The organism is Acutalibacter intestini, from assembly GCF_034334985.1.
Taxonomy (GTDB): Bacteria; Bacillota; Clostridia; order Oscillospirales; family Acutalibacteraceae; genus Acutalibacter; species Acutalibacter intestini.
This window is the reverse complement of the sequence record NZ_JAWXXL010000002.1, coordinates 1-12,302: the sequence shown is the minus strand read 5'-3', so window position 1 is coordinate 12,302 and position 12,302 is coordinate 1. Positions and strand designations below refer to the sequence as shown.

Genomic DNA, 12,302 nt, shown 5'->3' with positions numbered 1-12,302 from the left:
TTTTTGAAGGTGCTTAGGGGTTCAAAAAGTCCCCTAAGCAGGGGGTGGGATAGGGTCCCATGGCCCACAAGAGGTGATTTTTTGATACAGTTCCAGAATGTTTCCAAAGTTTACAACAACGGGACCGAGGCTCTTCACAGCATTGACCTAAAGGTGGAGAAGGGCGAGTTCGTGTTCATCGTTGGGTCCTCCGGTGCGGGCAAAAGTACCTTTTTAAAGCTCATTACCTGCGAAGAGCGCCCCAGCTCTGGGCAGATTATCCTGGACGGTATGGATATTTCCCGCATCCGCAAGGGTAAGATTCCCTATGTGCGCCGGAAAATGGGCATGGTGTTCCAGGACTTCCGCCTGATTGACCACATGACGGTATATGACAACGTGGCCTTTGCTATGCGTGTGGTGGGGGCTTCGCCCCGGTCCATCAAAAAGCGGGTGCCCTATATCCTAAGCCTGGTGGGGCTGCAACACAAGGCGAAGCACTACCCCACCGAGCTCTCTGGCGGCGAGCGCCAGCGGGTGGGACTGGCCCGGGCTCTGGTAAACAACCCAGAGATGATCATTGCGGACGAGCCCACAGGGAACATAGACCCTGCCCTGTCCTTTGAGATTGTGGACCTGCTTAACGAAATCAACCGCCGGGGCACCACGGTGCTGATGGTGACCCACGAGCACTCGTTGGTAAAGCATTTTCACAAGCGGATTATCCAAATCCACAGCGGTCAAATTGTGGCGGACACCAACGATATGGCCGATAGCTACGCCCCGCCGGAAGAATACGCCGCCCGCCAGGCAGCGGAAGCGGATGACGATTATGCTGAATACGATGGCCAAGAGCCCGGCTACGAGGAGGCCCCCCAGGAGCAGGAGGTGCTGGAGGAGTTCCAAGAGGCTTTCCCTGAGGAAGCGCCTCCCCAGGAGCAGGAGCCTGGGCCAGAGGGCCCGTATCGACAAGAATACCAAGAGGACGACGAGCCCACCCTGCTGGAGGCCCTTACCCCCGAGCCCTATTACGACGAGGACGAAGAGGAGCTGATGGATATTGACGCGGCGGAGGACCTGCCCCAGGAGCTTTTAGAGGGTCGCAGCCGGGATGAAAAGGAGGGAAAATGAGATGGGCCTGCACAGTATGGGATACCTGTTTAAAGAGGGCGTGAAGGGCCTGTGGAAGAACCGCACCATGAGCTTTGCCTCGGTGTGCGTGCTAATTTCTTGCCTGCTGATGACCGGCATCGCGGGTCTGCTCTCCCTAAACCTTACCTCCACCATGCGCTCAATAGAGGGAAACAACGTGATTAACGTGTACCTGGACGAGAGCCTGCCTGCCCTGACCGCTGTGAAGGTGGGGGAGGAGCTGCGCCGCCTGGACAATATTACAGAGTGCACCTTTGTGCCCAAAGAAGAGGGCCTGCGGGAGACCATTTCGGACATGGGCGGAGACGGCAACCTGTTTCAGGCCTTGCAGGGCCAGGACAACCCCCTGCCGGATGTGTACAAAATTTCCATGCAGGACCTTAGCCGTTATGACGAGACCATTGCTGCCCTGCACAACGTAGAGGGCGTGGCCAAAACCGACGACCTGCGGAAGGTGGCTGGCATGCTTAGCAACCTGGACCGGCTGGTACGGTACTGTAGCCTGGGCATTCTGGTGGTGCTGGGGGTAGTGTCTCTGTTTATCATTTCAAACACCTTAAAGGTAACGATATTTTCCCGTCGGATGGAGATTAATATTATGAAATCTGTCGGGGCCACCAACGGCTTTGTGCGCATTCCCTTTATTGTAGAGGGCGTCCTGATCGGTGTGTTTTCTGGGGCGATTTCGGCCACAGTGCTGTATTTGGGATATGATAAGGCCGTGGAGGCTGTATATGGTATTGTCGCGTTCTTGGACATCATTGACATATACCCCTATACCCTTGCCCTGTATGGGGTTTATATTCTGGCAGGGGCCTTGTTCGGCATTATGGGGGGCGTGATCTCGATTCAGAAGTACCTGAAAAAAGAGGGCGAAAACGCCATTATTTAACTTTGGCGCTATGCAGGATTCGTTGCGGGGGGTTGGGCTCACTTGCCGGTGGCAGCGTTTAGCCGAGCCAGCGCGTCTCTCTGGGTGATGCTGGCGTTGCCCTGCCCGTATTGGCTAAGCGAATGGTTTACACTGGCGAGTGAGCTGGGGGAAAATGACTCCGCGGCTAAAAAGTGCATCGTTGGCGTTGGGCGGAAGCAGGCGGAAGAATGTGTTGGCTGGGTGAAGGGTTTGCACTGGCGGGGGCGTAGCTTTGCCGGGGAAGGTTGCCAGTGGCGATTGTTCTGCCCCGACCGAGTCGGCAGCGGAGACCTCGCGATAAATGGTCCAGCGCCTGTGCTGGGGTTTCGAAAATTTCTTGAAAACCCCCTTGACAAATAGGGGAAAATGTCGTATAATTATGATCGTCGCTTGAAGTGATTTAGGCGCGGGAAGGCCCGGTAGTTCAGTTGGTTAGAACGCTAGCCTGTCACGCTAGAGGTCGACGGTTCGAGCCCGTTCCGGGTCGCCAAATAGTTCGTTCTAGGCCGTTGAGGTCTGTGGCGAACTTTCATGCTGCTATGGCTCAGGTGGTAGAGCACATCCTTGGTAAGGATGAGGTCTCCAGTTCGAATCTGGATAGCAGCTCCAGAAGAATCCCTAGAAACTGTAAGGTTTCTGGGGGTTTTCTTTTTATCACTGCTTTTGATGCAGACCAAGAAACCCATACCAAAACCCATACGCTCTCCAGATACCGATTGCCTATTTTCCATTTTCTGCTGCCTCCAAAGCGCTTTGGAAGATATCTCCCGCCCGCTTGATGCTTTCCTCGTCAGCGTGGGTGTACATCCGCAGCGTGACAGCCTTATCACTATGGCCCAGCTTTTCACTGACGCTTGCCACATCTGCGCCGTTGGTGATGGCTACGGACGCAAAGCTGTGACGAAGTTTATGAGGGTGCAGCCCCTCTATGCCATATCGTTGGGCAAACTTCTTCATGTAACGGGTAGGCGTTTGTGGATGCATTGGTTCAGGGCTGCCGTCTCGGTTAAAGACAAAGTGGGAGAGCCCCTTTGCCGCCTGCTCTTGTCGTAACTCTCGTAAGAGAACCGCTACGCCTGGCGCTATATCCACAGTCCGTGTCTTGCCGCTTTTGGGAGTGTCCATGTAAACCCCTTTAGCGGGCGTGTAACAGAGGTTTCCAGCTATGGTAAGCTTTCCAGCGTCTAGGTCTACACACTCCCATTTAAGCCCACACGCCTCCCCCCGGCGTAGCCCGGTATCTATCAGCAGCGACATATAGGCCCGCCACTTGAGCGGCTCGTGCTCCAAACAGTCAAGAATATACTTTAACTCCCCCGCCGTGTAGCTCTCTGCCTCGGCGGGCTTTTTCATCTCATCCTTGCGGGGCTTGGGCCGCTCTACTTTGTCCATCGGGTTGCGGTCTATGAGGTCTGCGAGATGGGCCATTTTGAAAAGAGACTTGAGCACTGTGTACGCCTTAACACAAGTGGCCTGGGCCTTGCCTGCCGCTTGCATAGAGAGCAGCAGGGCGCTTATCTCTGCCGGGGTAATCTCAGGCAGTTTCAGCTCTCCCAGGGCCGGGTATATCCAGCGGTCAAGTATGCCCTGGTAGGTGCTGCGGCCATTCTCGCTCATGGTAACGGCCTTTGTGGGCATAAATACCCCCTCGCCGTACTGCCTGAAGGTCTTTATCTTCGCCGCCTCTATGGCCTGCTGGCGGTCTATTCTGGCCTGTTCTTCCCGGCTGATTACCTCACCGGCCTGGGCTTTGCGCTCAAACTCTGCGGCTTGCTTGGCAAGCTCCCGCTCTATGGCTTTCCGGCTCCATCCCTCAGGCGGGTACCAGCGGGTGGAGAGATAGCCCTTTTCCCGGCCACGGCTCACCCGGATTTTGTAGAACCGTCTGCCGTCTTTTGTCAGCATTTCCTTAATGTTGGGCATTATGAATCCTCCTTTTTCATTAAACCGAGAATTTCTATAGCTGCCTTTTCCAGTTCATCCATATTTTCAGCAGTTACCCGCATAATGATAGATTCTTCATCCGTCATTACTTTGTCAAAAAAGCGCCGTGCCCTTGCCCATGCTACATCGGCGTCTCTTTCCAGCTTGGCCGCTGCTGAGCTGTCCTTTGCATTGTGGCTCAAGAAGGTTAGATTTCGCCACTCCCTCCATTCGGCCAATGCTGATTGAAAATTGGCGCTGCCAAATAAGCAGTTGGCCGTGAGGTTGTCATATCCCGCCCAGATATGGAGCCACTCCAGGTTTTTATCATTGAGCCCAGTGTAGTCGCCTGCCGCCCGAATATCAGAATCTACACTACGAATATCAGTTAAGCCTAAAAGATAATCGGCAGATACGCCAAAGAATTTTGCTGCCCGGGCCGCAAATTCAATATCAGGGGTCCGGTCGGTATTCTCATAGAAACTTATCGTGCCCCGGCTCACCCCCAGTTCTTCTCCCATTTCCGCCTGCTTGAACCCATATTCCTCTCGTAATTCCCGGAAACGACCCGCGAATGTTGACAGAGTTCCCATATCAGCCCTCCTGTGCATATATTTGTTGAATATAAAAATTATGTGCCCATAAACATTGACATTATTGCATTTGTTGTTTACAATAGAAGTATACCACGAATTTAGACATAGGTCAACAACAATTTTCAAGGAGGTAACCAGCTATGGCAAATCAAGAGGTAAGACAGGCTGCAAAAGCGGCAGGGGTCAAATTGTGGCAGGTAGCCGAAGGTTTGGGGATAAACGACTGCTCATTTTCCCGTAAATTGCACCACGAGCTGCCAGAGGAAACCCGGCGGCAGGCGCTGGCAATCATTGAGCGTTTGAGAAAGGAGGCGGAGTAATGGAACATACCCCGTTCATGAAAATCAAGGACGCCGCGAAAGTGACCGGCCTCTCCATGTACTACCTGCGCAACGGCTGCAAAGATGGGAGCGTCCCGCACGTGAAGTCGGGGACAGTATACCTTGTGAACATCCCCCGGCTGCTGGAAAAGCTGGACGCGCTGGAACAGGGAGGGAAAGAAGATGAGTGACAAAAAGAAAGCCCATCCGGGTGCTGGAACACCTGGACAGGCAAAAGAAACAGCAAGCTTTCAGGGGTCAGCTATTTCTACCAAAGATTGTACCACAAAAGCGGCTGGGGTACAAGTTACAATTTCTGCCTTTCTCCATGTGGGCAAGAAGGAGATCGAGAGAGAGGCAGGAATAATAGAGGGGGAGTATCATGGAAGACAAGATAATAGCTGAAAACCTGCCGCTTGCGCTGCGGGAAAGTTGCCTGTTCTGCTGCCGGGGGCTCATTGGCCCCAAAGGAGAGGGCAAGGGTGCAAAGATACCATACGACCCCAAAACAGGCCGGGGGGTCAAGTCTACCGACCCGGGCACCTTCTCCGACTTCCACACTGCCCTTGCGGCCCTGCCCAAGTACCGGGGCCTGGGCGTGGGCGTTTTCGGGGACCTGGGCGCTCTAGACATCGACCATTGCATAGACGAGGCCGGGGCGCTCTCTCCAATGGCAGAGGACATTGTGGGCATGGTGGACAGCTATACCGAACGCTCTCCCAGCGGGCGGGGGCTGCGGATTCTGTTCTATGCCCCCGGCTTTCAGTACGACAAGGCCCGGTATTACATAAACAACCAAAAGCTGGGCCTTGAGTGCTACATAGCCGGGGCAACCAACAAGTATGTCACCGTCACCGGCGATACCCTGACCCCCGGCAAGGGCCTGGAGGACAGGAGCGAACAGCTTACCCGGGTGCTGGAAAAGTACATGGTAAGGGAGCGGGCTAAAGACCCTAACGGCCCCCTGCCGCTTTCAAGCCCCACCCTTGTGGACATCGAGGACGCAGAGCTGATAGCCAAAATCCAGCAGAGCAAAAGCGGCAGGTTATTCTCCGCCCTATGGGCGGGGGACATCCGCGCCTACCAGTCCCGCTCGGAGGCCGACCTAGCACTTTGCAATATGTTGGCGTTCTGGACGGGCAAAGACCCCCAGCGCATGGACAGCCTTTTTAGGCAGTCCGGGCTTATGCGGGAGAAGTGGGACAGGCCCACCGCGGGAAGCACCTACGGGAGGCTTACCATAGAGCAGGCCATAAGGGGTTGCCGGGACAGCTATAACCCCCGGGCATACTTCGATATTCGCTCCCGCGAAATCGCGGAAAAAGCGGCAGGGTTTAGGCAACCGGCGGCCATTGACTTCGCGGACGCGCCAGAGGAAAGCCCACAAGGTTTTTCTTTGGCAGACCTTCACCCCGAGGACAACGACCGCTATGCCTGGACGGACCTGGGCAACGGCAATCTGTTTGCGGACTGGTATAAGGCCGTGGCCCGGTACTCGCCTGAGCGGAAGCTCTGGTACGTCTATACCGGCAAGCTCTGGGAGCCGGACACCGGCAATGTCAAGGTGATGGAGTACTGCAAGCGGCTGGCAGACGGACTGCTTGACTACTCCCTGAGCCTGCCCGAGGGGACCAAGCGGGACGAGTACCATAAATTCGCCTATAAATGGCAGTCTCGGCACTATCGGGAAACGGTGCTGAAAGACGCCCAGAGCGTGTACCCGGTACAGCTTTCTGACTTCGACAGCGACCCCTACCTGTTCAACTGCAAAAACGGCACACTGGACTTGCTTACCCGGTCTTTCCATGCCCACACTCCTGCTGATATGCTCTCGACCATTGCCGGGGTAGAGTACGACCCTGAGGCCCGAGCAGAGTTGTGGGAGCGGACTGTGGCAGAGGTCATGCAGGGAGATAAGGACCTTATCGCCTACCTGCAAAAGGCCCTGGGCTACGCCCTGACCGGCGACACGTCCGAGGAATGCCTTTTCCTCTTATACGGCCCCACCACCAGAAACGGCAAGTCTACGGTGATAGAGACCTTCATGGCCCTGATGGGCGGCTATGGCAAAGCGGCAGGGGCCGATACCTTCGCCCTAAAGCAGAGATGGGACAGCGGGGCCCCCAGTGAGGATTTGGCAAAACTGGCGGGAGCCAGAGCGGTAAATGTGTCGGAGCCGGACAAGGGCATGGTATTGAACGCCGCCCGGGTGAAGACCCTCACCGGGAACGATACCATTACGGCCCGGTATCTCCATGAGAACAGCTTTGAGTATAAGCCCCAGTTCAAGCTATTCATCAACACCAACTACCTGCCCCGGGCAAACGATGTTACCATTTTTAACTCCGGACGGGTGAAAGTTATTCCCTTTAACCGGCGTTTTAAGCCTGAGGAACAGGACAAAACCCTCAAAAAGCGCCTGTTAAAGGAGCTTTCCGGGGTTCTGAACTGGTGTTTAGAGGGCCTTTGGCTCATGCAGGAAACAGGTTTTGACCCGCCGGAGGCCGTGCTTGCGGCTACGGCAGAGTACCGCCACGACAGCGACAAGCTGACCCGATTTGTGGAGGACTGCCTGGAGGCAGACCCGCGCGCAGAGGCGACCACAACGGCGGTATACAGCGCATACCAGGACTGGTGCCGGGACAACGGCCAGCAGTATGAGAGTATGACGAACTTCAAGCGGGGGCTTGAGGGTTTCGCTACAATCAGGAAGAAACGTCCACAAGGTTCGGGCAGGGATTCCTCTAAGCTGGCAATGATTTGCGGATATAGACTTATCGTAAAAGATTTTGAAGAATTAGAGTGATTGACCGGGTGTGGTCCGGCGTGGTCCGACTTGTACCAGTGGTAAAAAAATCGTTCTTCGCGTAGAGGGTAACGGTAAAACCCGGACCACGTCGGACCACACCTAGAAAACACTGGCTTTTCAGCCTCCCCCCACTGTGGGGGAAAACTCAAAAAATGGAGGCTTTTCATGAATTGCGCATACAAAAAGAGGGAGAAAGTGATAGACAAAATGATGGCCCCTATAGACCATGTAAAGAGGCGGTTGTGGACAGATTATCACGATGCCGCCGGGGAGGATTTTAACGAGGAAGTGACCGTTTGGCACAACCCCGAGGCCGGGGATGATGTGCTGCTGGCAGACATTCAGCAGAAACTCTCCCAGCGCGGCTACAAGCTAACAGCGCTGTGGGAGATGCCGGAGACCGAGCCAGGTGGAGAGCTAAGGCAGCTGTGGATGGATAAGCAGTGGTTTGAGGCCCAGCTGGACAGGTAGCGCAAGCGGCAGGAGATAGAGGCCCCCGGTCGTAGGTACTACCCGGCCCCGGTACCCACTGCGGGGCAAAAGAGACCCATGTTTCTTTTGCATGAGAAAATTTTGGAAAAAAGCCACTTCGCTTCGCTGGGGAACTACTTGGGAAAACTTGAGGTTGTTAGCAAAAGGTAAGGTCGGAGATAACGGAAAATAACGGTTGAGAAATGTTGAACCGCTGGGCCCAGATTTGGACTGAGCCCCCGCCGCTTTCCCGAGAAGTTGGGAAAGGCCCCCTTGTGGAGGTGGTGGGAACTGAATTCCGGGCCCGTCCCCACAAGCTGGGGCTAATACTTCGATTTCAAATCGATACTGGTAAAATGGTTATCACTGTTCGCATTTCAGGTGCGCCCCTCCTTTGGGCTGTATGCGCTCAACCCACACAAATCCTACAATCTTGCAGGAATCGCTGTAGAGGCCTCTAGCAGGGCCTACAAGGCGTTTGCAAGTCATAGGCAAGGAAAGTTACCATTAAAAGGCTAAAACGCCTTAGAGGGCCATTACAGGCAAAAAGAGAGGAGGTGTCCATTTCAGTAGACATCCCTCTCAGACTATCAGCCAAACAGATCGGAGTGTGTGCCGGTACGGTATAGCATGAGCGCGTTACCCTCCACCCGGTAGATAAGCAGCCAGTCCGGGGCCAGGTGGCACTCTTGATGGCCTGCCCAGTTGCCAGAAAGTGTGTGGTCGCGATTCTGGGGAGGCAAAGCGGCAGGAATGATAAGCGTATTTACCGCCGCTGCCAGCAGCCCCATGTTGTACCCGCGCTTGATACACCGGCGGCGGTCGCGCTTGAACTGGGCGGTGGCGTTAATCGTCAGCATCGTCCGACTCCCCGTCCAGCATGGCAAAGAACTCCTCGGCGCTCCCCTGGAAATGCTGGCCGGTGCCTTTCTTGAGCATCTCGTCCCCCTCCATCAGGGCGGCTATGGTTGTGGCGTTGGGGGTCTCACCGTCCAGCGCGTCTGCTATGGCCTGCCTCATGGTCTTTAGCATAGCTGCCACATTGACAAGCTGGGCCTCTGTGAAATCGTCCAGCAGGGCTACACACTGTTCTTTGTTACTCATGGTCTGTACCTCCTTTATCACGGTCCATCGTTTCGTCTATAGCCCGGTTCACAAAGCCGTTGACGCTTTCGCCCTGAGCCTGGGCGTGGGCTTGTATCACGGCCTTGCGGCCTTTGGGCATTCGTATCTGAAAAACGTCATAATTTTCTTTCATGTACTTGCTTACGGCTCTCTGCTGCGCTTTTGACGCTGGCATTTATTTAGCCTCCCTTCTATTGTCCCCATTATGCCGCAAAAAGGGGCCGGGAACACCCCGCCCCCTTATGCCTTACTCCTGCTCTTTGCTTTCTTCTGCGAAGGTGATCCGTGTTCTTCCCTCCACACTCTCCAGGCACTCTACAATCTTGTCATTGTCAAACCCCTGTTTGCGCAGCCAGTCAATTAAATTCAGAACTTCTTTTGCCGTCATGATTGCCGCCCTCCTTTCTTTGTCCCTATTATACCACAGTTCTATATTGAATGCAATATACAGGTTGCATATATATTGCATTCGATATTTAGCAAATATACCGTGCTGATATATCGCATTCGATATGCTATACTATACTCACAGCCCGGGGGAAGCGGCGGGAATATGGGCGGGATGGGGATTCTACCAAGCCCTGCCGCTTTTAGAGGCTGGACTTGAAAAGGAGGCGATAGCCCCCAGTGTGGGCATGAATCCAGGCAATACGCCATCAAACTCGAAGAGAGGAGCGTTAAAATTATGGCACGTCTTACAAGGTACGAGCAAGAAACCATCATAAACTTTAACGAGGAAGATGCCACCGCCAGTGTTTACACGTACAACCCGGCCTTACGGCGGAAACTTAGCCAACTGGCCCAGGAACGTCCCCGAGAGTGCGTCTTAGATGAAACCCGCGACTATAGCGGGGCGTTGGTCTGCACCATCCCAAAACGATGGGTGAAGATTACCCCCAACCGCATACTTAGCGAGGCGGAAAGAGAGTGGCGCAGTCAATCTATGCGGAAAGCTATTTTAAGTAAAAAATCCTCGATAACTATCGGGGGAATAGAACACGCACCATCGCCAGAGGGAAATTATACCTCTAACATAGGCGAGTAGGAAAACCACATGGTCTTCTATCCGTAATTTGCCTAAGTTTGGGCATAAGAAAAAGCCTTTATGCCGCCGCCCGGTCAAAAGCGCTGCATAAAGGCCCGCAGTCCCCCTTAAATGGGCTGGTAAGTAGAGTATACCAGCCCAGAGAGGGGGAAGTCAACAGAAAAATGGAGGAAAACGCAATGGAAAGATTAGACAACGGCCCTATTATGTTCGTGTACCCCTCGGAAATCCTTAGCGAGTATACGGAAGCGACCGGGGAAAAGCTGTCCCCTGAAGCCCACAGATGGGCGGCGCTGTTTGATGACATGGCCTCTGCCTTTGACAGAAAAGGCAGAGAGGACCGCAAGGCCGGACGTCCAGCGGCAGACTGGGAGTGTTTTCTGGCCTGGTCGGTCAAGCAGTTCGGGCGGCAGGATGCCGGGGAGATAGCAGAGTTGATGCAGGATTATTACATGGACGCATACAATTCCGGGCTTTCCCGGAGCGAAAGGAGTTGAAGGGGGAACGTATGGAAAACCAGAGAATCATAGAGCTAGACGAAACACAGGTTCGAGAACTATACCCTGTCCCGGTAATGCACATCGGTTGCTGGACATTCACAATGGAGACCTGGCTGCTGGAGGGCGAACTGGCAAAAGCGGTAAGCGCGGTGTTTGCGGTCTTTCCCGAGGTGATACAGCGCGCCTTGACCTTTGTCCCAGAAAGCGGGGGGGGTGGGCAGACCGGGCCAAGTTGTGGCAGGCTGTCCTAAAGCTGGCATTGCCGCCCCGGCAGTACCACGCCGCTATGCGGAGGATTTTGGCCCACTATGCACGAGTAGTGCGCAAGCGGCGGGGAAAACTACGCCAATACAATTTGCCCAGTGAACAGGATTTTGCAAGAGAAGTGGGCCAATTCCTTTGCGAGTGCTACCGAATGGGAACCGCTGGGGAGCCAAGCCCATTTGCGGTAGATTTTGACGCAGAGGTTAGGGAACTGAGCGCGAAAGCCGGTGGGCCTTTGGAGCAGGTGCTGGACACACCTGGGGTAAGGCTCATATACCAACTGGGGTGCAGGGCCTATGCGGACGGCGCAAAATGGCGCTGTCATCTGTTAGAGAACGGTGTAGCAAAAGTGGAATGAAAGCAGGGCAGCCCTCTATCATGATACCAGAATGGAGGGTGCTAGTCAATGAGCAATGAGGAATGAGGAATTGGCAGTATTGGCCCAGCAGGGCAACCGGGAGGCCATATCGGCCTTGTGGGAACAGGTCAAGCGGCTGCTGTACCAGCTTGCCCGCCGCTTTTATAAGCGCTATGGGGTAGACTGCTGTACCCGGCGCGGGGTTACTATGGCAGACCTTGAGCAAGAGTGTTTTCTAGCGCTCCTGGACGCTGTAAGGAGCTTTAAGCCCACAGCAGGGTATCAGTTTACCACCTACCTTACACGCGCCTCAGAGAACCGTTTCAAGGCCGCTACGGGGCTGCGGAAGGTTAATCCCCTGGACATAGCCGACAGCATGAACGCGCCCGTCCTGGAAGATGGAGAAAGCCCGGTAGAAACCGGAGATCTGATACCAGATCCGCAAGCGGCGGGAGAGCTTGAGAACATCGACACCACTGCCGAAAGGGAGTATTACCACACTGAACTTGAGGTGGGGCTTGAGGCCTTACCACCATTGCAGGAGGCCGTAATAAGGGGACGCTTTTACAAGTCCCAGCAGTACCAACAGATTGCCGCTGAGATTGGCGGCAGCGCCTCAGACGTGCGCCGGGAGGTCAGTAAGGGCCTGCAGGCGCTCCGGGCCGATGAGCGTATACTGCGGCTGGGAGATGAGTACATAGCCGGAAACGCCTACAAGCATACTGGCTTTAGAATCTGTTTAGCATCTATTTAAGAGCAGACGAATAAAGGCAAGAGAAAACATTTGAAAAGAGTTCTGTAATTTACGTTCGCAGTTTTTCCAGAGTCTCCGACATTTGTCGAGCCA

The 12,302-nt window shown here is 54.5% G+C and carries 17 protein-coding genes, 2 tRNA genes and 2 pseudogenes; 14 read left to right on the top strand and 7 right to left on the bottom strand.

Annotated features, from left to right (window positions below; genetic code table 11):
* Positions 1-81: 81 nt before the first annotated feature.
* From ftsE to U8U68_RS02385, 4 genes and pseudogenes are all read left to right on the top strand, one after another.
* Positions 82-735, top strand: a pseudogene (gene ftsE, locus U8U68_RS02400) (cell division ATP-binding protein FtsE); the annotation flags it as partial.
* Between the two features lie 355 nt (positions 736-1,090).
* Positions 1,091-2,023 carry a permease-like cell division protein FtsX gene (gene ftsX, locus U8U68_RS02395; RefSeq protein ID WP_322199259.1) on the top strand — a complete coding sequence of 311 codons (933 nt, stop codon included), beginning with the start codon at positions 1,091-1,093 and terminating at the stop codon, positions 2,021-2,023.
* A 434-nt stretch (positions 2,024-2,457) separates the two neighbouring features.
* Positions 2,458-2,534, top strand: a tRNA-Asp gene (locus tag U8U68_RS02390).
* Positions 2,535-2,577: 43 nt separating this feature from the next.
* Positions 2,578-2,653, top strand: a tRNA-Thr gene (locus U8U68_RS02385).
* 111 nt (positions 2,654-2,764) lie between these two features.
* Here the strand turns inward: U8U68_RS02385 and U8U68_RS02380 are convergent.
* Positions 2,765-3,967: a tyrosine-type recombinase/integrase gene (locus tag U8U68_RS02380; RefSeq protein ID WP_322199258.1), complete on the bottom strand. Its 1,203-nt coding sequence runs from the start codon at positions 3,965-3,967 to the stop codon at positions 2,765-2,767.
* On the bottom strand, positions 3,967-4,560 hold the full coding sequence (locus tag U8U68_RS02375; RefSeq protein WP_322199257.1) for a helix-turn-helix domain-containing protein: 594 nt from the start codon (positions 4,558-4,560) through the stop codon (positions 3,967-3,969). The genes U8U68_RS02380 and U8U68_RS02375 overlap by 1 nt, the downstream gene beginning before the upstream one ends.
* A gap of 143 nt (positions 4,561-4,703) precedes the next feature.
* Between U8U68_RS02375 and U8U68_RS02370 the strand changes: the two genes are divergently transcribed.
* From U8U68_RS02370 to U8U68_RS02350, 5 genes are all read left to right on the top strand, one after another.
* Positions 4,704-4,883: a hypothetical protein gene (locus U8U68_RS02370; RefSeq protein WP_322199256.1), complete on the top strand. Its 180-nt coding sequence runs from the start codon at positions 4,704-4,706 to the stop codon at positions 4,881-4,883.
* On the top strand, positions 4,883-5,074 hold the full coding sequence (locus U8U68_RS02365; protein WP_322199255.1) for a hypothetical protein: 192 nt from the start codon (positions 4,883-4,885) through the stop codon (positions 5,072-5,074). The genes U8U68_RS02370 and U8U68_RS02365 overlap by 1 nt, the downstream gene beginning before the upstream one ends.
* Positions 5,067-5,288 (top strand): hypothetical protein, encoded by a 222-nt coding sequence (locus tag U8U68_RS02360; protein WP_322199254.1) that lies wholly within the window; start codon positions 5,067-5,069, stop codon positions 5,286-5,288. The genes U8U68_RS02365 and U8U68_RS02360 overlap by 8 nt, the downstream gene beginning before the upstream one ends.
* Positions 5,266-7,689, top strand: coding sequence for a phage/plasmid primase, P4 family (locus U8U68_RS02355; RefSeq protein ID WP_322199253.1), 2,424 nt, complete (start codon positions 5,266-5,268; stop codon positions 7,687-7,689). Before U8U68_RS02360 ends, U8U68_RS02355 begins: the two co-directional genes overlap by 23 nt.
* A gap of 168 nt (positions 7,690-7,857) precedes the next feature.
* A complete protein-coding gene (locus tag U8U68_RS02350; protein ID WP_322199252.1) occupies positions 7,858-8,163 on the top strand; it encodes a hypothetical protein in 306 nt (101 codons plus the stop codon).
* A 590-nt stretch (positions 8,164-8,753) separates the two neighbouring features.
* Here the strand turns inward: U8U68_RS02350 and U8U68_RS02345 are convergent.
* The 4 genes from U8U68_RS02345 to U8U68_RS02330 all read right to left on the bottom strand — a co-directional run bounded on the left by U8U68_RS02345 (position 8,754) and on the right by U8U68_RS02330 (position 9,676).
* Entirely contained in the window at positions 8,754-9,023 is a 270-nt protein-coding gene (locus U8U68_RS02345) for a type II toxin-antitoxin system YafQ family toxin (protein WP_322199251.1), read from the bottom strand.
* Entirely contained in the window at positions 9,010-9,267 is a 258-nt protein-coding gene (locus U8U68_RS02340) for a hypothetical protein (RefSeq protein WP_322199250.1), read from the bottom strand. The genes U8U68_RS02345 and U8U68_RS02340 overlap by 14 nt, the downstream gene beginning before the upstream one ends.
* Complete coding sequence (locus U8U68_RS02335; protein WP_300684482.1) at positions 9,260-9,463, bottom strand: hypothetical protein; 204 nt, start codon at positions 9,461-9,463, stop codon at positions 9,260-9,262. Before U8U68_RS02335 ends, U8U68_RS02340 begins: the two co-directional genes overlap by 8 nt.
* Before the next feature lie 72 nt (positions 9,464-9,535).
* Positions 9,536-9,676, bottom strand: coding sequence for a hypothetical protein (locus U8U68_RS02330; protein ID WP_158591075.1), 141 nt, complete (start codon positions 9,674-9,676; stop codon positions 9,536-9,538).
* 297 nt (positions 9,677-9,973) lie between these two features.
* On the opposite strand from U8U68_RS02330, the gene U8U68_RS02325 reads away from it, so the two are divergent.
* The 5 genes from U8U68_RS02325 to U8U68_RS02305 all read left to right on the top strand — a co-directional run bounded on the left by U8U68_RS02325 (position 9,974) and on the right by U8U68_RS02305 (position 12,209).
* Complete coding sequence (locus U8U68_RS02325; protein WP_322199249.1) at positions 9,974-10,333, top strand: hypothetical protein; 360 nt, start codon at positions 9,974-9,976, stop codon at positions 10,331-10,333.
* A 179-nt stretch (positions 10,334-10,512) separates the two neighbouring features.
* The gene (locus U8U68_RS02320) at positions 10,513-10,830 is read left to right on the top strand and encodes a hypothetical protein (RefSeq protein WP_322199248.1); all 318 of its coding nucleotides are present in this window, start codon (positions 10,513-10,515) and stop codon (positions 10,828-10,830) included.
* 11 nt (positions 10,831-10,841) lie between these two features.
* Positions 10,842-11,084, top strand: coding sequence for a hypothetical protein (locus U8U68_RS02315; protein WP_322199247.1), 243 nt, complete (start codon positions 10,842-10,844; stop codon positions 11,082-11,084).
* Positions 11,066-11,455, top strand: coding sequence for a hypothetical protein (locus U8U68_RS02310; protein ID WP_322199246.1), 390 nt, complete (start codon positions 11,066-11,068; stop codon positions 11,453-11,455). The genes U8U68_RS02315 and U8U68_RS02310 overlap by 19 nt, the downstream gene beginning before the upstream one ends.
* 55 nt (positions 11,456-11,510) lie before the next feature.
* Positions 11,511-12,209 (top strand): RNA polymerase sigma factor, encoded by a 699-nt coding sequence (locus U8U68_RS02305; protein WP_322199245.1) that lies wholly within the window; start codon positions 11,511-11,513, stop codon positions 12,207-12,209.
* Here U8U68_RS02305 and U8U68_RS02300 read toward each other — a convergent pair.
* A pseudogene (locus tag U8U68_RS02300) lies at positions 12,195-12,302 on the bottom strand (IS5/IS1182 family transposase); the annotation flags it as partial. The gene U8U68_RS02305 and the pseudogene U8U68_RS02300 overlap by 15 nt on opposite strands.